Here is a 21,598-nt window from a genome sequence, read left to right on the forward strand (position 1 = left end):
GCACAGCTGTACCGTTTTGGCGCAAATGCTCCCGCTAACCTTGTTACTGCTGAGCTGGTAAGGACATCTTGGTGACATATTGTTGTCATGAGGCTGACATGTCGCTGACATGTTGCTGACATAGTACCGTCACGTTAACCAGCTACCTTAAGGCTCTAAAGCTGCACCTATCACCTAGGTTTCGGCCCTGCCAAAAGTGAGACGCTTATGATTCAGGTAGAACAAGTAGCTGCAACGACATTGCCCGCGGTGTATCAGCACCAGTTGCTGCAACGACCGCTGCTTTGGTGTTTACGCGGATTACTCTGCGAACAACACATACAAGAGTTTGAGCGCCGCTATCCGGCGGTACAAGGACTTGAATTTGTTGAGCAAGTATTAGACTTTTTTAACTTTACTTATACCGCTAGAGATAACGAGCTCGATCATATTCCTAGCCATGGCCGGGTCGTTATTGTTGCTAATCATCCGATTGGCTCGCTGGATGGTTTGGCGTTATTAAAGTTAGTGAGCGCTCAGCGTGGCGATGTGAAAATTCTGGCCAACGATATGCTCGGGGCGATCGGACCACTGCAAGAACTGATGTTTCCGGTGCGGGTGTTTAGGTCAGGCAGCAATGGCAGCGCTGGCGAGCGTGAGCGGCTAAAAAAAGTCTATCAGCACCTACAAGATGAAGGTGCTTTGATTGTATTTCCGGCCGGTGAAGTGTCGCGTTTACGCCCGCAAGGAGTGCGTGACGGCCATTGGCAAACTGGCTTTTTGAAACTAGCGCTGCGCTGTCAGGCACCAGTACTGCCGGTTTTTATTGGTGCGCATAATTCGCCTTGGTTTTATGGCGCCTCCATGTTGTATAAGCCACTTGCTACCTTGTTACTGGTGCAAGAGATGGTGCGGCAACGTTCAGGACATATTAATTTTCGTATCGGTGAGTTGATCCCGTTAAGTTCCTTTGCTGGGGATCAACTTAGTTTACCCATGCGGGCAAAGCTGTTTCGGAAGCATGTGTATCGATTGGGTCAAGACCGTCCCGGCTTGCTGAAAAGTCAGCGTCCGATCGCTCGTAGCGAAGCGCGCGAACGCTTACAACAAGCCCTACAAGATTGCGAATGCCTTGGTGAAACCGCCGATGGTAAATCCATTTACTTGTATCGCTATCAGGGCAACTCGCCGATCATGCGCGAGCTAGGACGCCTGCGCGAGGTCGCCTTTAGAGCGGTAGATGAGGGCACAGGTAAGCGTCGTGATTTGGATAATTTTGATACTTGGTATTTGCATTTGATTCTATGGGACCCGCAGGATCTTGAAATTGCAGGAGCTTATCGGTTAGGTGATACCAAGGCGATTCTAGCTCAGCATGGGGTGGCAGGGCTCTATAGCCAGACCTTATTTGAGTATCAGCCGCAATTGTTGCCGTTGTTGGAGCAAGGCTTAGAGCTAGGCCGTAGCTTCGTACAGCCGCGTTATTGGGGCAAACGTAGTTTGGATTATTTATGGCAAGGGATTGGCGCTTTGTTGCGACGTCATCCTGAATATCGCTATTTGTTTGGGCCTGTGACCATGAGCGCCAGTTTGCCCAAGCTAGCCCAAGATGCCATGGTGCAGTTTTTTACCGAACAATTTCCGGACCCTGATGGCTTAGCGGTGCCGCGCGCTCCTTATCAAGCCCTTGAACGTCCGCTACCGCCGCCCAGCGGGGATTATTTGCAAGATTTCACCCATTTAAAGCATCATTTGGCGCACCAGGGCGTCGCTATCCCAACCTTGTACAAACAATATGCGGACCTTTGTGAACCGGGTGGGGTAAGGTTTATTGGATTTAATGTGGATGCTGACTTTGCGGATGCTGTGGATGGCTTGGTGTGGGTGGATATCACGCGATTAAAACCGGGAAAAAAGGCGCGGTACTTATCTGGTTCTAGTCAATGACCAGTAAGTAAATCCGCGCCAGTTACTTCAATATCAAGCTTACTTTCAACATTTACTACAGGGGATTACATGTACTGCGGGCCAAACCCATTGGTCCAGACGATGGCCGAAGTTACCATCAAAATAACCAAGAGAATTAGTCCGGCAGTGACTACTGAGCTGGCATAGATAAAGCCACGCTCTTCAGGGATGTGCATTAAAATCGGTACCCCTGAATACAGCAGATACACTGAATAGGCGATACCCGCTAAAAAGGCCATGGTGACGAACCACAATTCTGGATACAATGCAGCCACCCCAGACATAATAGCCGGAGTTGCCGTGTAGGCAGCAAGTTCAAGAGATTGCGTGAATGTGGGCTCAGCACCAAAGGTTTTTGCCATCCAGTGCACCAAATAAGCTAACGCAAACACCGCAGCAATAATGCCTGCATACATGGCTACGGCCATGGTGACAGCGCTACTTTGGGTGAGATAGGTCAGCTCTCGGGCGCCGATGCTCCAGCCAAGATGCGCAGATGCGTAATAGGCAGCGGCACAAGGGATAAGTGCAATTAAAAGAATGTGCGTGAGTGAGAAAGTGATGCTTTCGTGCCGTTGGTCGATGGTTTTCCATTCATCAACCGGATGTGCGTATAGTCCCCAAATATGATTTAAAATCATGATATACCTCAACTTCTGTTGTTATTCTGTGGTTTTATAATTGCCATTGACGCTTTTTTATGCGCCTTGACTTAAATATTGGTCGGTTTTTCGGCATAGTCAAGGAAATTGCATGATTTAACCCTAAAAAAAGTAGTGAAATAAAACGAGGTCTTTGTTTGGACGAATTATTGCAACCCATTCGCGGTTTTTTACACTGTGCCACGCCGGCTGCTTGGCTAGCTCAGGCCAAGCGCCCTGAGCAGTTGCCGGTGTTGTTGCTCGACCATCTGGTGTGTGAGCTGAAGGCAGCGCAATCAGCGATGTTTTTAATTCGCCGTTATGCTGTTGATGAAGCCAGCGGTGAGGCGTTGCTGCAATGGTTGAAGCCCTATGAGGATTTTACTTATCGTAAGCAAGGCGATTGGCGCAGTTTAGCTAATCGGCCCTTGAAAAAATCGATGATACCGGCGGCCCGCTCAGCTTATGGACAAGAATTAATTGATAAGATGGTGTTGCTGATAAAAGAAGAACTGCATCATTTTTATCAGGTGTTAGAAGTGATGGAGCGGCATCAGGTAGCCTACGATACCATTGGCTCGAGCCGTTATGCTCGCGGGTTGCTCCGGCATGTGCGTACTTACGAGCCAGAGGCGTTAATAGACAAGCTGATTTGTGGGGCCTACATTGAGGCACGCTCGTGTGAACGCTTTGCTTGCATAGCGCCCTATTTGCCAGCTGATATTGGTGATTTCTATATCTCGCTATTGCGTTCAGAAGCTCGGCATTATCAAGATTATTTGAGTTTGGCCACGGCGATTGCTGGGCAGGACATCAGTGCACGGGTGCAATTCTTTGGCGAACGCGAGGCGGAATTGATTTTAACCCCTGACGAAGATTTTAAATTTCATAGCGGGGTACCGGCCGCCAGTTAGCGCAATGGCGCTGTGTGCAATTGCAACCCTTGTGCGGTCACTGCTAACCAGCTGCCTTGTTGATACCAATCACCAAGCACAATGCGTTGCGCGAGGGCTTGGTTGGCTAGTGTTACCTGATGGATATTGGGGCGATGGGTATGCCCATGAATCAACCATTGCACTTGGTGCTGCTGCATTGCCTCTTCCACGGCGCACTGGTTGACGTCCATGATCTTAAGTTGAGCATCGGTGAGAGGTTTCTGGGTGGCGCTATTGGCGCGCAATTTGTTGGCAATCCGCATGCGCCAAGCCAACGGCAATCGCAGTAACAGCTTGGTGAGCCAAGAGTGACGAATGATCCGCCGGAACCGTTGATAGCTAACATCGTCGGTACAGAGGCTATCGCCATGCATGATTAAGGTTCGACAGCCATACAAATCAATCACGCTTGCCTCTGGCAACAAAGTAACGCCAGTGCGTGTGGCAAAGCTTGGGCCGATGAGAAAATCGCGATTGCCGGCAATAAAATAAACGGCAACCCCCTGCTGAGTTAGTTCAGCCAATGCCGCTTGAATGCTCTGAGCGAAATCACTGTTATCGTCATCGCCTATCCAAGCATCAAATAAGTCACCTAAAATATAGAGGGCATCTGCATTGGGCGCTTGCTGGCGCAAGAACTGCAGAAACAGCGCGGTAATATCGGGCCGCGCTGGACTCAAATGAAGATCAGCAATAAACCAGGTGGTGGCTGCCATCAGTAATCGAACTTACTCAGCGATAGACACGCTTTGAATCACCACGTCGTCAACCGGCACATCTTGGTGAAAACCAGCGTGCGAGGTACGAACTTGTTCAATCGCATGAACCACATCCATGCCGGCGACAACTTCACCAAACACACAGTAACCCCAACCACCCATGCTTTCATTGCGGAAGTTCAAGAAGTCATTATCAGCAACGTTAATAAAAAACTGAGCGGTGGCTGAATGTGGATCTTGAGTACGCGCCATGGCGATGGTGCCTTTGTTATTTTTAACGCCATTGTTAGCTTCGTTGGCAACGGCGTCATGGGTAGGCTTTTGCACCATTTCTAAGTTAAAACCACCGCCTTGAATCATAAAACCTTTGATAACACGATGAAACAAGGTGTTGTTGTAGAAGTCTTCGCGCACGTAAGTGAGGAAGTTTGCAACGGTTTTAGGGGCTTTATCAGCAAACAAGGTGAGGGTGATATCACCGTGGTTGGTGTGCAGGGTTACCTGAGGATTGGCAGACATGAGCTACTCCAAACTAAATAAATAAACGAAACAGCAAAAAGGATCGCTGCTTTTCGGAAAAATTAACCCGCGCAGTTTAGCATTGTTTGTGGCAAGGCTGCACCTTGCGTTATGATATCAAGCTAGCATTTTTAAATTTATTTGGCCTTATACAGGAGCAGCCGTACATGTTGAAAGTTTTTAATACCTTAACCCGCCAAAAAGAGGAGTTTAAGCCCATTACTCCAGGTAAGGTAAAGCTGTACGTGTGCGGTGTAACTATTTATGACTACTGTCACATTGGTCATGCGCGCACCTATGTTGCCTTTGATGTGATTGTCAGATACCTACGAGCCCGCGGCTTTGAGGTGACCTACGTGCGCAATATCACCGATGTGGATGATAAAATCATCCGCCGCGCGCAAGAAAATAGCGAAGCTATTGCGGATGTCACCGAACGTTACACGCAAGCTATGCATGATGATTTTGATGCGCTGAATTTGTTACGCCCAGATATTGAGCCGACGGTGACCGGCCACATGCAAGATATCATTGTGATGATTGAGCGTTTAATCGCTGACGGTCATGCCTACGTAGCTAACGATGGTGATGTGCTGTTTGATGTCAGTACCTTCAAAGAATACGGCCAACTGAGTCGGCAAAACTTAGAACAGCTGCAAGCTGGCGCGCGGGTAGATGTCGCCGATAATAAACAAGATCCTTTAGATTTTGTGTTGTGGAAACAAGCGAAAGCGAATGAACCAAGCTGGCAGTCGCCTTGGGGGGCTGGGCGTCCGGGCTGGCATATTGAATGTTCAGCCATGAATAAACGCCATTTAGGCGAGCACTTTGATATTCATGGCGGCGGTTCTGATTTGATTTTCCCACATCATGAAAACGAAGTAGCGCAAAGCTGCTGTGCCAACCATAGTCCTTATGTGAATTACTGGATGCATAGTGGTATGGTGCAAGTAGATGAAGTAAAAATGTCGAAATCGTTGGGTAACTTTTTTACCATTCGCGATGTGTTGGCGCAGTTTGACGCCGAGACGGTACGATATTTCTTGTTATCGAGCCATTATCGCTCGCAATTGAACTATTCTAAAGACAACTTGGAGCAGGCGCGGGCCAGTTTAGAACGTCTGTATACAGCGTTACGTGATGCGCCAGAAGTAGCTGCTTCAGAGCCTGCTGCGGCAGACATGCATGATCGCTTTTATGCAGCGATGGACGATGACTTTAATGCCCCAGAAGCCTTAGCCGTATTATTTGAATTAGCGCGCGAAGTAAACCGTGCGCTCACCGCTGGCGATAGCGCAGCGGCGGGAGCTTATGCCGCACAACTACGACAACTGGGCCAGTTGTTGGGCTTATTGACACAAACCCCAGCTGCCTTCTTGCAAGGTGCTGATGCCGACGTGGTGGAAATTGAAGCTTTAATTGCCGAGCGTAACGCGGCCCGGGCCGCTAAAGATTGGGCCAGAGCCGATGCCGCCCGCGACAAGTTGGCAGCCATGCAGATTGAATTAGAAGATACCGCCACCGGCACCCGCTGGCGTCGCGGTTAACTCACTCACAGACAACGAGGTACCTTATGGGATTTCCTACAGCGCAAGTGTTAGATAATTATCATGCGGCGATGACCGGCGACTTTGATGCGGTGATTGTGGTGGGCGATTTTGCGCAAGACTTACCAGAAGACTTTGCCGACTTTATTGAACAAGCGGCGCAATTGGACAAACGGGTTGGCAAGCAAGCCTTGTTAGTCGCTGCTGAGGTGCCGGGCGGACGCTTAATTTTGGCACCGACTGGGTCGTTGGAGCGGGATTACGATGACGTGCGCGTGATTGCCGAAGCTGCTGGTACTGGGGCACGCATTGCCCAGCAAGCGGGTAGCAGCAAACCTTTATTGGTGGTGTTTGGGGTGCCACAGCAAGCGCGTTATGGGCAAGCTGAAGCGGTAGCCTACTGGGGCGCTTGCCAGGCTTTGTATGAGCCGTTAGAGGCGCGTGAAGCACTCGGTGAGGCTGAGTTAGAAACGGTCAGCAGCATTGGTATTGTCGGTGCTCTAGATGCCAGTTGGTTAGAAGCCGTAGAGGCGGGCAAGCGAGTTGCCCGTGACCTGTGTGGAACCGAGCCTGAGCGGATGGCACCGCCGAAGTTTGCCGAGTACTGTCAGCAGGCTTTTGCCCACAGTCCGGTGCGGGTAACTGTCATTGATGACGTGCAACAATTGCAACATGAATACCCGTTGTTAATGGCAGTTGCGCGTGCCTCACTTGGAGTGGAGCGCCATTTGCCGTGCGTGGTTCGGCTTGAATACAAAGCTCCACAGCCCGAGCAAACCTTGCTGATGGCTGGTAAGGGTATTGTTTATGACACCGGTGGTGCGGATGTCAAAACCGGTGGCCATATGGCTGGCATGAGCCGTGATAAAGGTGGCGCTGCAGGTGTGGCTGGGTTTATGAAAACCGTCGCCTTGATGCGTCCAGACACCGTGAGTGTGGTAGCTGAGTTAGGCGTGGTGCGCAACAGCATTGGCGCGGAAGCTTTTGTTGCTGATGAAATCATCACCGGTCACAGTGGCGTACGAGTGCGCATTGGTAATACTGATGCTGAGGGCCGTCTCCTCTTGGCCGACTTATTATCTCATCTGCGTAGAGAAGCGCATCAATACACCAATCCACAACTCTTTAGTGTGGCGACCTTAACCGGCCATGCAGCCTTAGCGAAGGGGCCTTACACGGCGTTGATCCCGAATGGTCCAGCGCGCGTAAATGCTATCACGGATAACTTATGGGAAGCCGGTGAAGTTTACGGTGACCCGAGTGAAATTTCGTGGTCTCGGCGCGAAGATTTTAAATTTGTCGCACCGCGGACTAAGGCCGATGACATTTTATCAAGTAACAATGGCCCTTCAGCAACCACTGCACGTGGGCACCAATTCCCGATGGCATTTTTAACCATTGCCGCGGGTTTAGATAAACACGGTAGTGACAGCAACAAACCGCTCCCTTATGTGCATGTCGATATTGCTGGGAGTGGGGTAGAAGGCGGTGATTGGCAACATGGTAAGCCTACGGCGACGCCTGTGGCTAGCTTTGCTGGTTGTTACTTGCACCGTTAATAGCTAACTTTGAGGACAGTAACATGCGTGGATTTAAACTGGTTCAGTTAAAACAGACGGCGTGGGCCGCATTGGTCTTGCTTGTTGCAGCACCAGCGTCGGCACAGGCTAACCTTGCTGAGGTTGAGGTTAAAGCCACGCAAGTTGCAGGCAATGTGTATATGCTCACGGGTATGGGCGGCAACATCGGCGTTTATGTAGGTGATGATGGCGTGGTCATGATCGATGCCCAGTACCAAGGGTTAGCAGACAAGATCACTGCGGCGATTGCGGCCGTGACCGAGCAACCGATTAAAACTCTAGTAAATACCCATTTTCATGGTGACCATACTGATGGTAATGCTCCGTTCGCTCGCAACGGGGTGATGGTCGTGGCTCATGAGAATGTCAAAACACGATTAGCGGCAAACGATAAATTTGACCGTGATGGCCTGCCTAAAGTGACCTTTAGCGATGGCTTAGAAGTGAAGGCTGGTAGCCAGAGCGTGCGGCTGCAGCATTATCCAAACGGTCATACTGATGGCGATGTGGTGGTATGGTTTCCGCAAGCAAATGTCATTCACGCCGGTGATTTGTTCTTTGTTGATCGCTTTCCGTTTATCGATTTAAACGCGGGCGGCAACGTGCAAGGCTTTATTGATAATGTACGGACGGTGATTGCCGAGCTAGATACACAAACTCAGATCATCCCGGGCCATGGGCCTTTATCTAAACGAGCAGATTGGTTACGCCTAGTGCACATGATTGAGGCGACGCGCGAAGAAGTACTTACGTTGAAGCAGCAAGGCATGAGTGTTGAGCAAGTGATCGAGCATGGCTTAAGCGAGCAATGGCAGGCTTGGTCATGGAGCTTTATTAACGAAGAGCGCTGGATTCGTACCCTATATCAATAAGTTTGGATTGCGCTACAACAATAAAAAGCCGCTACAGTGGTACTGTCAGCGGCTTTTTTGTCAGTTATGGCGTTAGTGAATGGAAGCGCCAACCTTACATGATTGGAGTTTCGATCTCGATCGCATCCAACTGTGCTTTTGTTTTGCCGTGGGGCTGTGGCGTGCGGCTGGTTGGGTCGATGTGAACAAATACAATGTCATCGGCCACGCAAATATTCTGTTTGGTTTGCTTATTACGCACCACACAGGTGACGGTCACAGAGGTTTTACCCACCTTTTTGACACCTAACCCAAATTCAACCACATCGCCCTGATACGCAGAGGTTTCAAAGCTGATGGCGCCAATGTGTTTCGTTACTAAGCTTTTGGCATCTAGCTGGCAGGCCGCATAGATATAAGCTTCTTCGTCAATCCATTCGAGAATACGACCGCCGAATAACGAACCGGCAAAATTCAAATCATTAGGCATAACCAAACGACGAGATAAAAAGCGCATGAACACCCACTCCTTTGTGGAACTGTCAGTGATACTTAGAGTACAACCTGTACGGTTACTTAGTATAACTTATTGTAAGTGTCTGGCAAAAAAGTCTGCGATCATTTGGTAGCGATGAATACTAGTCTCGCGGCCGCTTAAACCGTGTGCCTTACCGGGGTATGCCATCATCTCAAAGGGCAGCATCTGTTGTTGTAACTGCCAGGTGAGCAATGCCGTATGGCTGTACAGTACGTTGTCGTCCGCCATGCCGTGATAAATCAGCAGGGGGCGTTGTAACTGCTTCGCATAGGTCATCACATTTGCCGCCCGGTAACCATCTGGATTATCTTGCGGGGTGCCCATGTAGCGCTCGGTATAATGAGTGTCATAAAGCGCCCAGTCGGTGACCGGAGCACCGGCTACAGCGGCCGCAAATTGTTGCTGGGCCCGTAAAATAAGGTGCAACGCCATATAGCCACCGTAACTGTGGCCAAATACGCCAATGCGCTCACCGTCCACATAGCTTTGTTGTGCAAGCCATTGCGCTCCCAACTGTTGATCGGCAACTTCAAGTTGTGCTAACTGTCGATAAATACCGGTTTCGAACTGGCGGCCACGGTTGCCACTACCGCGATTGTCTAAGGCAAAGACCACAAAGCCTTGGCGCGCTAAGTATTGGGTAAAATAATCACCCCAGCTGTTGGTTACCCGCTGAGCACGCGGGCCACCGTAAACCATAACGACGGCCGGATAACGACGGTTATCGGCCATCATGGGTGGTTTGTGTACGCGGTAATAGAGGGTCTGGCCATCGGCGGCAGTGAGTTCGCCAAATTCTGGGTAGCTCCATTGCTCGATATAGGGTGCCAAGGGATGTTCGGCATTGATTTTATTCTCGTGCAGCCAGACGATGCGCTCACCGGTGGGGCCATGTAAACTTACTTGAGGTGGTTGCTTGGCACTGGAAAAATAGCTGATATAGCTGCGTCCGTTGCCGGCAAACACCACTTGATGCATGCCGCGGCGCTGACTGAGCTGACTCGGTTGACTAGGAGTATTGGTGTTCAAGCTGGCGCGGTAGAGATGGCGCTCTAGAGGGGTTTGTTTGCGGCCAGTAAAATAAACCACCCCAGTGATTTCATCCACATGACTTACTTCATCGACATTCCAATCGCCACTGGTGAGTTGGCGAATCAAACTGCCATCCAAACGGTACAAGTAAAGATGCTTGAAGCCACTACGTTCAGAGGCCCAAACCAAGTGACGAGCATCTTCCATAAAGTGCAAATCATCATGCAGATTCACCCATTGTGCGCTGGTTTCTTGCAGCACCAGTTGGGGCGCACCTGTTGTGTTGATGTCCTGCACATAAAGATTCAGTTGTTGCTGCAGGCGGTTCTGCCACTGATAGCTCAGCCGTTTGCTGTCGGGCACCCAGTTAACTCGGGCTAAGTAGCCGCTGCCATGGCGTTTCGGCAAGTTAAACCATTGTGGCTTGAGTTGCTGCGAGAGTGGCTGCGAGAGTTGCTCGGCAGACTCTTGCGACAGCTCGGTGGGTAAACTTAATACCCCTAAATCAACCAACGCATTGGTTTGTCCTGCCGCAGGGTAGGGTTGTTGTACCAAGGTGCTTTGGTTGGCATGAATATCCACTCGAGTTTGAATCGGCACTTGGCTCAAATCGACTCGAGTTAAGGCAATATGACGCTCATCGGGGCTCCACCAATAGCCCGTCATGCGTTTCATTTCTTCTTGGGCGACAAACTCAGCCGTTGCAAATTGCTCAGTGGCACTGCTTCTTTCAGTTAACTGTAACGTGCGCTGTTGGGCGAGATCAATTAACCAGAGGTTATAATCATGAACGAAGCTGATGTAATTGCCAAGCGGAGAAAAGCGTACATCTGTGGCGAAGTAATCCGCATTGGTGAGCTGCTGGGTGTTTCCGCTGGCGATGTCGTATAAATACAATTGTCCCTGCAAAGGAAAGAGCAGTGACTGGCTATCTGGCGACCATTGATAATCAACAATACCGCTGGCGCTGATGCGCATGCGTTCACGGCGCGCCTGCTCTTCAGCAGAGAGAGTAATATCACTGGCAGTGAGATCAGCTGCTTGAACTAAGCGTTGATGTTTATTTTCGCGTACTTGGTACAACCACAAATCGTAAACGTTCGGAGCATCAGCAGAGCCAGCCAAATAACTGACCCACTCACCAGAGGGGGAGATTTGAATGCGCTGTGGGGCTGTGGTGGTTAGGCTAGGAGCAGAAAAAATGCGCTCGATATCAAAATCAGCAGTGTCCGCCCGAGCCGCAGCCGGCGCTAAAGCGGTGAAGAAGAGGCTTAACGTTAAAATCGCAATGCTAATCGCAGTGGGCATGCCTGCTAGGTTCCTGTGTTAAATTTTACTTGTAGCATTAAGTAATATTTAAGCAGTGTATCAAAGCAGGCCGCCAACTGAGTTAAGGTGCGGTAAAGTGCGCCTTGTGTGCGCTAGAATTCACCACGTATACCAATACTAAAATTACGTCCACGAATGGGAGCGTCATCTTTGAGGTACGAGCTATGCACAAAACCGAGTTCGTCGGTTAGGTTCTCGGCCTTTAGGTATAGGGTGATGCCATGCTGCTGTAACGCCACCGGAAATAAATTAAGCTGGGCATTGAGTAAGCCATAGCTAGGCGTGGTAGTTTCGTACGCAGTGATTCGGGTTTGGCTGTTGTACCAGGTGTAGCCTAACTTGGCTTCCCATTGGTCGGCTTGATAACGCCCCTCCGCACCTAAACGTTGGGCTGGAATGCGCGGCAGGTTGTCGCCACCATCGCGGGCGCGGCCACGAATGTAATCGCTAAAAGCAGTGAACTCAACCTGTTCGGTGACTTCCCAGCGGCTACTTAGTTCGTAGCCGTAAAGTTCAACATCACGTTGCTGATAGGCGACGATGGGCAAAGCACCGCCATGATCATGGTCATGAGCTTCGCCTGGTTGTTCGGCATGTTCGTCGTGTTCATGGTGGTGAGCAATGTCGCTGCTAACAAAGCCGCTGTAGGCATTAAATACATAATCATCAATGCGGTTATAGAACATGGTCCAGTCTAAATGGAAACTGGCTAAGTTTAGGTGCAAGCCAAGATCGATGTTATTGGATTGTTCTTTGCGCGGTGCCTTTGTTGCTGGTTCAATATGCAGATGGTGGTCGCTTATCGCATCGAGTTGATAGGTTAAGCCAAGCTCGTAGGTACGAGTTGCCAAGTGCTGACCATTGGCAAATAGCTCATTGGCCGACGGAGCCCGTTGGGCATGACTGAGGTTTGCTGAGAGCTGAACTCCTGGCTGCAGCTGGTAAGTTAAGCCTAATGATGCGGATACCGGTTGGAATGAGTACTCATTGACACTCACATCCTCGTAACGCACCCCAGTTTGCCAGGTGACTTGGTTAATTTCGCGCTCCAGCAACCAAAACAAGCCATGTCGCTCGGTGGTTGAAGCTGGAGTATAGGCTTCGGCACCAAAAGCGCTCTGTTGCTGGTCAAAATAATGATAGCCAAAGGCACCCTGCCAGCCTGCCAGCGGCTCATGATTTGCGGTTAAACGCAATTCATGCTGTTCGTTAGTAAAGGTGGTTGAGGGCAGTTGATCTTCAATTTCTTGATGTTGATAATCAGTAAAGCCGTAGCGAAGTTCTACTTTTTCAATGCCTTGTAAGCTAGGCGTGAGCCAGCCACCGTGTACTTGGATACGGTTCTGCCAAAGATCAGCGAAGGGGCCGACCTCGGCATGCACCTCAGCCTCGTGCTCGTGTTCATGCTCATCGGCGTGCTCATCAGCATGGTCATCTTGGTGGGCATGGTCATGCCCAGGAATACCATATTGCTGCTCTAAACGTCCGTAAGAAACGCCAAAGTAGCCTTGGTCAAACAGATAACTGACGCCAAGGTTTACCCCTTCAGCATCCACAAAGGTGTTGTTAATGCGCGTGAGGTTTTCACCCTCGTCATTGGTAAAGCTTGGAACATCGTAGTCATCGCTACGACGAATAAAGGCATCAGCGTGCCACACGGTATTTTTATGATCAGCATTAAAACCGACGGTAGCATCGCGCAAGTTACTGGCGGTATTAAGGTTCACGCCATAAAAGCCGCGACTGCCGCCGACAAAATCTTGCGCAATGCGCTGGTCAACAACGTTAACCACGCCTCCGATGGCACCACTACCGTACAACAAGGTGGCGGGACCACGAAAAATTTCGACTTGCTCAGCTACCGAGGTCTCGGTAGTGACCGCATGGTCCGGTGAGCCGCGTGAGACATCGGCACTATCTAAGCCGTTTTGGGCGATTTTAACCCGCGGACCATCAAGGCCACGAATGATCGGGCTACTGGCAACTCCAGCAAAATGAGTGGCGTTGATACCAGGCTCATGCATGAGGGTGTCGCCCAGCGTGTGAGCTTGATTTTCACGCAGTTCATCGCCAGCCATAACGCTGATGGGTTGCGCCGATTCTAAGGCAGTACGAGCCAACGGGCTACTGGTGATAACAATCACTTCAGTGTCTTGATGCTGATGCTGTGCTGCTTCTGTGGTGCTTTCGGTGGCTGTGGTTGCGCCTTGGTCTTGGGCCAGAGTGTTGCTACTAAAGCCAGTAACCACAACACCTGCAAGCAAGCTTGATACCATCAAGCTGAGTGCTTTTATGGATGTTTTGATAGGTTTCTGTGACCTAGCAAGGGTCGCTTGAACAACAGGCATTGATACTTTCTCCACAGTCATAATGAGGTAAGCTATGTAATGTTATAATGTAACAATAACACGGGTTTTTGCACGAGGCAATAGGGTCATTCCTACCCAGTGTGGTTGCTTAGGCTATTGTTGCCAGTGGTCTTTATCGCTAAACTGTGGTGCGAAAAATAACAAATACACCATGAATGGAACCCTTTATGCGCTTAATTTCGATGTTTGGCTTGACGCTGATCGCGGCAAGCTTGGTCGGTTGCAATGATGTGACCGACACCGAGGCTAGCAATAACAGCACTGCTGCCGCAGTGACTGCCAATGCCAGTACTTTGCAAGCCCACTTAGAATTTTTAGCTAGTGATGAACTTGAGGGCCGTGACACCGGCAGTCAGGGGCATGAAATTGCAGCTAAATACATTGCCACCGAGTTTAAGCAGTTGGGCCTAGAACCGGCTGGTGATGATGGCACTTATTTTCAGCGCATTAAATTCAGACGGAGCTACTTAGAAGAAAACTCAGCCACTTTCACCGTGCGCAACGGCGATACTGAAATTGAGTTTGATTATCCTAAGCAGTTTATTACCGGGCCCAGCGCCTACACCGAGCAGGATGATGTGACTGCGCCGCTGGTGTTTGTTGGTTATGGTTTGGTATCAGAAGCGTTTGGTTTAAACGATTATGCTGGGGTGGATGTTAACGGTAAAATTGTGGTGATGCTTACTGGCCGTCCAGCCGATTTACCAAGCGAAGAAGGTGCCCACCTGAATAGCAGCAAAACAAAATTTGCAGCTGAGCGCGGAGCGGTAGGCATTATCACGCTGCATAGCCCAGAGCGCGAAAAAGTAAGGCCTTTTGAAGTAGGGGCTATGTATCAACGGGCGCCTACAGTGCGCTGGTTGCAGCCAAATGGTGAACCCAATGTGGCCTACAAAAATATTGCCGCGGGTGCCTATTTGCATCACGAAGCAGCAGCGCCATTATTTGCTAAGGCTCCGCAGAGCTTAACAGATATTTTTGCGGCAGCTGAAGCAGGCGAGCCGGTGCCTAGTTTTGAATTAGGTTTTGAAGCACAGCTTACACGCGCTTCTCGCCACGAAGAAATTAGCAGCCCGAATGTTGCGGCGGTATTACCGGGTAGCGATCCACAGTTAAAACATGAGTACGTGCTCTACACCGCACATTCAGATCATATTGGTATCACCAAAGATCTAAGCCAAGACGACCACATTAACAATGGTGCCATGGATAACGCCTCAGGCGTTGCTGTGATGTTAGAAACGGCACGAATGTTTGTGGAATCAGGCGTCGCTCCGAAGCGTTCGGTGTTGTTTTTATCGGTGACAGCCGAAGAGCGTGGTCTGTTGGGTGCGGACTATTTTGCGCATCAACCGACAGTGCCTTTGGCAAATATCGTAGCTAACGTGAACCTTGATATGCCGGTGTTGTTGTATGATTTTGCCGACGTGATTGCATTTGGCTCAACCCATTCAACCTTGGGTGAGACAGTGGCCAGTGCAGCCGGCAAGTATGGTATCGAGCTGAGCGAAGATCCGATGCCAGAACAGGCGATTTTTACTCGCTCAGATCACTACCCATTCGTGAAGAAAGGCGTACCAGCGGTATTTTTAATGACTGGCTTTACCGCTAAAAATGAAGATGAAAACGGTGGTGAAGTGTGGGGTAAGTTCTTTGCTGAGCACTATCATCGCCCTAGCGACTCGACCGACTTACCCATTAATTACGATGCCGGCGTGGTCTTTACCAACATCAACTATGCCATTGGCGAAGAAATTGCTAATCAGCAGCAGCGTCCGCGTTGGTTGCCTGAGTCATTTTTTGCCAAGCTCGATTAATGATTTAAGTTTAACTAGCTTAAAAAGCGCGGGTTTTGGACCTGCGCTTTTTTGTATATCGCCTTTACATAAGTTATACATATAGCGTAGCAAGCACAAATCAAGCCCGTCGTTAGTCGCTATTTTCCCGCTCTGTAGCAAGAATATTCCGTTATTTACTTGTAATTTTATAAAGAAATTGGATACATTGAAGGTCAGTCATTGTTTTGCGACAGTGCTTCTGGCAAAAAGTTTCCTGACTTTTTGTTGATTACAAAAATAAAATATGATCTGGAGAGATGATGAAAGATAGTCACATCGCCAAATCAGTACGTCTTGCTTTAGCTTTTGGTGCAGCCTCTACGCTGTTATCAGCTGGTGCATATGCACAAGATGTCACTGATCAAGATGAGAACGCCGATGCGGAAGAAAAAGCGGAACGTATTACCGTTGTAGGTTCGCGTATTCGTACCGACGGTATGGATAATCCTACCCCACTTGAAGTTATTTCCACCGAACTAGCCGTTGAACAAGGTTTAAATACCTTGGGTGAATTGCTACGTACCTCTACTGTGGCTTCTGGTTCAAACCAGTTAACTGCAGCTATGTCGGTAGGTAGCGTAACCGAAGGTGGTGCTGGTAACGAGTCTATCTCAATGCGTGGTTTAGGTGCGAACCGTACCCTCGTATTGTTGAACGGTCGCCGTGCAGGGCCTGCCGGTACTCGTGGTCAAGTAGCTGCGTTTGATATGAACTCGATTCCGGTATCTGCCGTTGAACGAGTTGAAATCTTAAAAGACGGTGCGTCGTCTTTATACGGTTCTGATGCGGTAGCTGGTGTTATCAACATCATCACTAAAAAAGGTGATGAATCAGCGATTAACTTCAGTGCCAATCAGCCAACTGAATCAGGTGGTGAAAACTACCGTTTGAATGGTACTTACGGTCAAGCCTTTGATAAAGGATCATTCCGTGTGGTTGCTGATTACCGTTTACAACAAGAATTGGCCCGCGGAGATCGCGACCACTTTGCTTGTGAACAGCGTTATTTGATCGATCAAGCCACTGGTGAGCGTGCTGATCCGATCGACCCACGTACCGGTAACTATCACTGTAACGATTTACCTTACGGTATGTGGTTATGGTACAACGGCGCAGGTAACTACCTGTCAACCATTCAGAACTACGATTACGATGGTTCTAAAGCAGCAGCTGGTTTGCCAACCTACAACCCGGTTAACCCAGGTGACATTGGCGTACCAGAAGGTTGGTACCCAGTGGGCTACGACAAGCTTACTGATGGTTGGTTAGATGCCGATCACCCGTTCCAAGACTTGCAAACCATGGTACCACGTACTGAAGCATGGTCATTGTATGCGCAGGCCGATTATGATTTGTCTGACAACGTGCGTTTCTACTCAGAAATCTTGCACAGTGTGCGTGAAACTAAAATCAACAGCTACCGCCAATTCTGGGAACCCTACATCCCTGCATGGGCTGGTTTGGTACCTGGCTGGGAAGGTGATGTCTATTTAGATCCAACGGCTGTAACAGATCACTCTGGTAGCGTTACCACCATCGACTACACCCGTGGTGTGGTAGGTTTGGAAGGTTCACTAGGCTTCTGGAACTGGGATATTTCTTGGCAGCGTAGCTTAAGCAGCGGTACTTATGACACCAAGATTATCATGCAAGATGCGCTAGAAATGGCCGCTAATGCGATCTGGGGTGACCCATGTGAAGGTGAAGTATCACCTATTTCACAACGCGCTTGTTATGCAATTGATTTCTTTGATCCAGAATACGTTCGCGGTAACTTTGACCAAGGTACCCGTGATTTCTTATTCGGTATGGACCATGGTAAAACCATCTACAAACAAGATACTGTTGATGCTTACATCACCGGTGATTTATTTGATTTACCAGCCGGTACCGTAGCCACTGCAGTTGGTGTGGCTTATCAAACTGACTCGATTGTGGACACTCCCGGAGAGCAAACCTTACAAGGTAACTCATGGGGTATGAGTAGCGCTGGTATTACTGCCGGTCGTCAAACCACCGTAGCTGCTTATGGTGAGATTCAGGTTCCAGTACTACGCGATTTACCAGGTGTGTACTCATTAGATTTAACCGGTTCTGCCCGTTGGACTGACGTGAACACTTACGGTAGCGACACCACCTTCAAGATCAGTGCAAACTGGGCAATTACTGAAGATTTGCGCGTACGTGCATCACGTGGTACTTCGTTCCGTTCACCGGCGTTGTTTGAATTGTACTTAGGCGACCAATCAGCGTTCTTTGATCAGCGTAGCGATCCATGCTGGAATTGGGCAGAGCGTCAAGAAGCTGGTAGCATCAACGAGCGTGTGCTAGCCAACTGTCAAGCTGACGGTATCCCTGGCGATTACGCACAAGACTTCGGTTCTGGTACCGCCTACACAGGTGGTGGCGCTGGTACTCTGAAAGCTGAAACCTCAGTATCTGAAGGTGTAGGTATTGTTTGGAGTAGCCCAGAAGGTACGGTTGCAGCGTCAGTTGATTATTACCAAGTGCGTATCGACAACCAAGTGGACGATATCACCGGCGTAAGTATCCTAAACTTATGTTATCGCTCAGATGATTTCGAAAACGAACCGTTCTGTGATCGCTTTACTCGTAACGACGGTACTGAAACTGGTAACTGGGGTATCGATGAAGTTTACGGTGGTTACGTTAACGTTGCTAGCCAGTACGTACGTGGTGTGGATACCGTGTTAAGCTATCAAGACGATACCCCGATGGGTTATTTACGTCTGCGTTTAGACCACACTATCCAAATCGAGCGTACTTACCAGCAGTTTGCTGATAGCCAACCAGAGCAGTACGTAGGCTTGTTAGGTAACCCACGTCATTCAGGTACTATCACTGCCTCATTAGAGCGTGATACTTGGACCTATACTTGGGCCACTCGTTATGCTGGTAAAGTTGACAACTACGGTGAATACATCAAGGGTTCAGCAACTACCTATCGTCTTACTCCAGTGTACTTTAAAGCTGAAGCGCCAACGACTTTCTACCATACTGCGTCAGTATCTAAGCAGTTTGAAAACGATATTGATTTAACCGTAGGTATTACGAACGTGTTTGATAAGAAGCCACCATTAGGTAGCCCAGCTTACTCATACACTACCGGTAATGCGATGATGTACTCACAGTACGATCAGTTCGGTCGTCAAGTGTTCATCAACTTGAACTACTCGTTCTAATGGTATTAAGCTTGTTATAAGCTCTTGTAAAAGAGGCCAAGTCGGATAACGACTTGGCCTCTTTTTTTATGCCTGCTGGGTAGGTGAGACTCTTTAGATTGGCGAACCCGGTGGTAGGGCTGCAGCAGCCGGCACCGGCCAACGTTGATGCTCTAACAACTGCTCGAGTGCATACACCACATAGGCTTGATGGGCTGAGGCTGGCGCCTGTTGCCATTGCTGTTGCTGCTGTTGTAAAAACTGCCACAGCGGAGCTTTGACGACCGCACTGAGCTGTTGTTGCTGATAGACCTGAGCCACCGCAGTCAGTGTTTCAAAGGCTAACCGTTGCGTCAGGGTATCCGCCGAGGCGGCTTGTGCCGGAGTTAGAGTAGTGTCTGCTAGGGCCGCTAACAGAGTGCTAATGCTAGGGATACTTGGCGTTTTGCTATGCTGTTGCGCGAGGCGCTCAAGGCGTTGTGGCTGTAACAGCAAATCAAGGGTAAAACGGGCACTGCTGGCCGCCATGCTATCGGTATCTGGCAATAATCCAGTAAGCCCAGTAAAGCGCTCACGGTCGTAGCCCTCGCCGTAGGCCGGTGCAGTGAGTAAGTCGTGTATTGCGGTGGGTAAACGCAAGGTATCGGCTTGTAGCGTCTTCATTAACACCTGCAGTGCGCGCTGTTGTTGGCTAGCATTGACCGCCCGTACAGGTCGCAAGGGCTCACCTTTCACGCTGTAATCGTAATGCACTCCAGCAAGCATTTTTACGGCGGCTTCTACTTGATAGCGATGCAGTAAATACACCGGGACTAACACATTTTGCAACTGGCTTAAGGGTTGGCCAGCGGCTAAGTTGGCCAGGCCAAATTGCTGCAAAGCGGTGGCGCGTACCGCGAGAATACGCTCTAGTTCGGTGACCGCATCGCTGCCGTTATCCCATAAATGGGCGTCAGGATGAGCGCCACCAGGAGCACGCGCATCACGGTCTGAGATAAAGCTTAAGCCCAACCGACGATTCTGCTCGAGCACCTTGGCTAAATCGCCGTCACCATAGCCGTAAGCTACCACTTGCTTATCCCAAATACCGAGGCCTTCGGTGTAGGCTCCGGCCAAGCTTAAACCTTGCTCATTGGTGCTTAAACTTACTAAAGGATGGGGGTAATCCATCACCGAAGCACGGTCATGGCTGCTGGCGGCAAAATTATGGGCAATCCCTAATGTATGACCGATTTCGTGGGCTGATAGCTGACGAATCCGTGCCAGCGCCATGGCCTCGATATCAGCAAGTAATTGCTGCTGTGTGGCGGTATCGGTGTGGTCTTGATAAGGTGCCAGTAAGCCTTGGGCAATGAGCATATCTTGACGGACGCGAAGAGAGCCGAGCGTTACATGACCTTTGATAATTTCGCCGGTACGGGGGTCGATAATTGACGCGCCGTAAGACCAGCCGCGAGTGGCTCGGTGCACCCATTGAATGACGTTGTAGCGCACATCCATCGGATCGGCATCGGCTGGCAACTCGCGTACTTGAAAGCCGTCAGGGTAGCCAATTTCTTCAAAAGCTTCCGCCCACCACTTTGCTCCGTCAAGTAGCGCCGTACGCACCGGTTCGGGTACGCCGGGGTCTAGGTAATAGATGATCGGGTTGGTCGCGCTTAACCGATGGCGCGGAATGTATTGCACCGTGAGTGGTTGTCCTAACGGGGCGGCATAGTCTTGATGGGCCTCACTCCAAAACCCACTTTGCGGATGAAATTGCCGCGGTTGGTAATTGGCATCAGGTAATCGAATAAAAGAGTGATGCAAGTGCAGAGTCAGCTGATTGGCATCGGCGGCCACTTGGTTGACGTAACTGCCACTGGCTTGGCCACTGAAGGTGAGTTTAGCTTCGAGCTCGGTATTGTCGGCAAAAGCTTTACTACGCGCAGGATAAATCACTGATTGAGCGCTATTGACCTTATAGTTGCCCTGTTTGCTCTGAACCAAGCGTTGCACCACGCCATGGGTATCGCTGAGTAAGAACGGCGTATAATCAATCAGTACTGCATCGGCATCGGCAGCGACTACTTTAAAACCCGCAATGACTGAACTAGCAAAGGCTTGCTCGATACTGGCGCGCTCAGCCGCATTGTCGCTATTAGCGCGAAACTTGGTATTATGTTGTTGCAACAACACTTTATCGCCTTCAATTAAAAAACTTGCTAGCCGAGTAGCTCCTAATTGACCGCGGTCTAAACCTATGTCGTTAGAGCCTAAGCCCCACGGCAAACTGGTTTGAAAAATAAATTGGGTTTGCGCACGTGGCACCTTGAGGTAGATATTGCCTTGGTGCTGATCGTGATAAAAGCTAAAAAAGCCTTGGTGCTGCTGCATCTTTGCCGTAAAAGTAGCAATAGCCGAGCTTTGCTCATTGGTAGCTGACGGAGCTGTTGCCGCAGAAGGAGCCGAGGGTTGAGCGGGAGTTGCGATGGCAGTACTGCTGATTAAGCTCACAGCAATAAAGCCAGCTAAGCTAAGTACGCCTATTGAACGCCGAGATAAAGTTATACATTGCATGATAATCATCCA

General features: G+C 49.7%; 14 protein-coding genes. 7 read left to right on the top strand and 7 right to left on the bottom strand.

Going from position 1 to position 21,598, the window contains the following annotated elements:
• Positions 1–207: 207 nt before the first annotated feature.
• Positions 208–1,926, top strand: coding sequence for a GNAT family N-acyltransferase (locus tag AB8S08_RS03430; RefSeq protein WP_369743627.1), 1,719 nt, complete (start codon positions 208–210; stop codon positions 1,924–1,926).
• Between the two features lie 65 nt (positions 1,927–1,991).
• On the opposite strand, the gene AB8S08_RS03435 is transcribed toward AB8S08_RS03430, so the two are convergent.
• Complete coding sequence (locus AB8S08_RS03435; protein WP_153825838.1) at positions 1,992–2,588, bottom strand: Yip1 family protein; 597 nt, start codon at positions 2,586–2,588, stop codon at positions 1,992–1,994.
• 158 nt (positions 2,589–2,746) lie between these two features.
• Here AB8S08_RS03435 and miaE point away from each other — a divergent pair, with 158 nt between their 5' ends.
• Positions 2,747–3,502: a tRNA isopentenyl-2-thiomethyl-A-37 hydroxylase MiaE gene (miaE, locus tag AB8S08_RS03440; RefSeq protein WP_369743629.1), complete on the top strand. Its 756-nt coding sequence runs from the start codon at positions 2,747–2,749 to the stop codon at positions 3,500–3,502.
• On the opposite strand, the gene lpxH is transcribed toward miaE, so the two are convergent.
• On the bottom strand, positions 3,499–4,239 hold the full coding sequence (gene lpxH / locus AB8S08_RS03445) for a UDP-2,3-diacylglucosamine diphosphatase (protein ID WP_369743630.1): 741 nt from the start codon (positions 4,237–4,239) through the stop codon (positions 3,499–3,501). The genes miaE and lpxH overlap by 4 nt on opposite strands.
• 12 nt (positions 4,240–4,251) lie before the next feature.
• Entirely contained in the window at positions 4,252–4,761 is a 510-nt protein-coding gene (locus AB8S08_RS03450; protein ID WP_110074867.1) for a peptidylprolyl isomerase, read from the bottom strand.
• Between the two features lie 167 nt (positions 4,762–4,928).
• Here AB8S08_RS03450 and cysS point away from each other — a divergent pair, with 167 nt between their 5' ends.
• The 3 genes from cysS to AB8S08_RS03465 are packed head-to-tail and all read left to right on the top strand — an operon-like array spanning position 4,929 to position 8,760.
• A complete protein-coding gene (cysS, locus tag AB8S08_RS03455; protein WP_369743631.1) occupies positions 4,929–6,308 on the top strand; it encodes a cysteine--tRNA ligase in 1,380 nt (459 codons plus the stop codon).
• A gap of 26 nt (positions 6,309–6,334) precedes the next feature.
• On the top strand, positions 6,335–7,867 hold the full coding sequence (locus AB8S08_RS03460; RefSeq protein ID WP_369743633.1) for a leucyl aminopeptidase family protein: 1,533 nt from the start codon (positions 6,335–6,337) through the stop codon (positions 7,865–7,867).
• Between the two features lie 23 nt (positions 7,868–7,890).
• Positions 7,891–8,760, top strand: a complete 870-nt coding sequence (locus tag AB8S08_RS03465) for an MBL fold metallo-hydrolase (protein WP_369743635.1) — start codon at positions 7,891–7,893, stop codon at positions 8,758–8,760.
• Between the two features lie 94 nt (positions 8,761–8,854).
• Here the strand turns inward: AB8S08_RS03465 and AB8S08_RS03470 are convergent, their stop codons facing one another.
• The 3 genes from AB8S08_RS03470 to AB8S08_RS03480 form a co-directional block, all read right to left on the bottom strand.
• Positions 8,855–9,256: a hotdog domain-containing protein gene (locus AB8S08_RS03470; protein ID WP_313932471.1), complete on the bottom strand. Its 402-nt coding sequence runs from the start codon at positions 9,254–9,256 to the stop codon at positions 8,855–8,857.
• A 69-nt stretch (positions 9,257–9,325) separates the two neighbouring features.
• On the bottom strand, positions 9,326–11,617 hold the full coding sequence (locus AB8S08_RS03475; protein ID WP_369743636.1) for an alpha/beta fold hydrolase: 2,292 nt from the start codon (positions 11,615–11,617) through the stop codon (positions 9,326–9,328).
• Between the two features lie 113 nt (positions 11,618–11,730).
• Positions 11,731–13,986, bottom strand: a complete 2,256-nt coding sequence (locus AB8S08_RS03480) for a TonB-dependent receptor (protein WP_369743637.1) — start codon at positions 13,984–13,986, stop codon at positions 11,731–11,733.
• A gap of 188 nt (positions 13,987–14,174) precedes the next feature.
• Here AB8S08_RS03480 and AB8S08_RS03485 point away from each other — a divergent pair, with 188 nt between their 5' ends.
• On the top strand, positions 14,175–15,824 hold the full coding sequence (locus AB8S08_RS03485; protein WP_369743639.1) for a M28 family metallopeptidase: 1,650 nt from the start codon (positions 14,175–14,177) through the stop codon (positions 15,822–15,824).
• Positions 15,825–16,102: 278 nt separating this feature from the next.
• On the top strand, positions 16,103–19,048 hold the full coding sequence (locus tag AB8S08_RS03490) for a TonB-dependent receptor plug domain-containing protein (RefSeq protein ID WP_369743641.1): 2,946 nt from the start codon (positions 16,103–16,105) through the stop codon (positions 19,046–19,048).
• A 93-nt stretch (positions 19,049–19,141) separates the two neighbouring features.
• On the opposite strand, the gene AB8S08_RS03495 is transcribed toward AB8S08_RS03490, so the two are convergent.
• Positions 19,142–21,586 (bottom strand): zinc-dependent metalloprotease, encoded by a 2,445-nt coding sequence (locus tag AB8S08_RS03495; protein WP_369743643.1) that lies wholly within the window; start codon positions 21,584–21,586, stop codon positions 19,142–19,144.
• Between the last annotated feature and the right edge of the window lie 12 nt (positions 21,587–21,598).

Origin of the sequence: Pseudidiomarina sp. PP-1MA (genome assembly GCF_041200125.1) — a bacterium.
GTDB lineage: Bacteria > Pseudomonadota > Gammaproteobacteria > Enterobacterales > Alteromonadaceae > Pseudidiomarina > Pseudidiomarina fusca.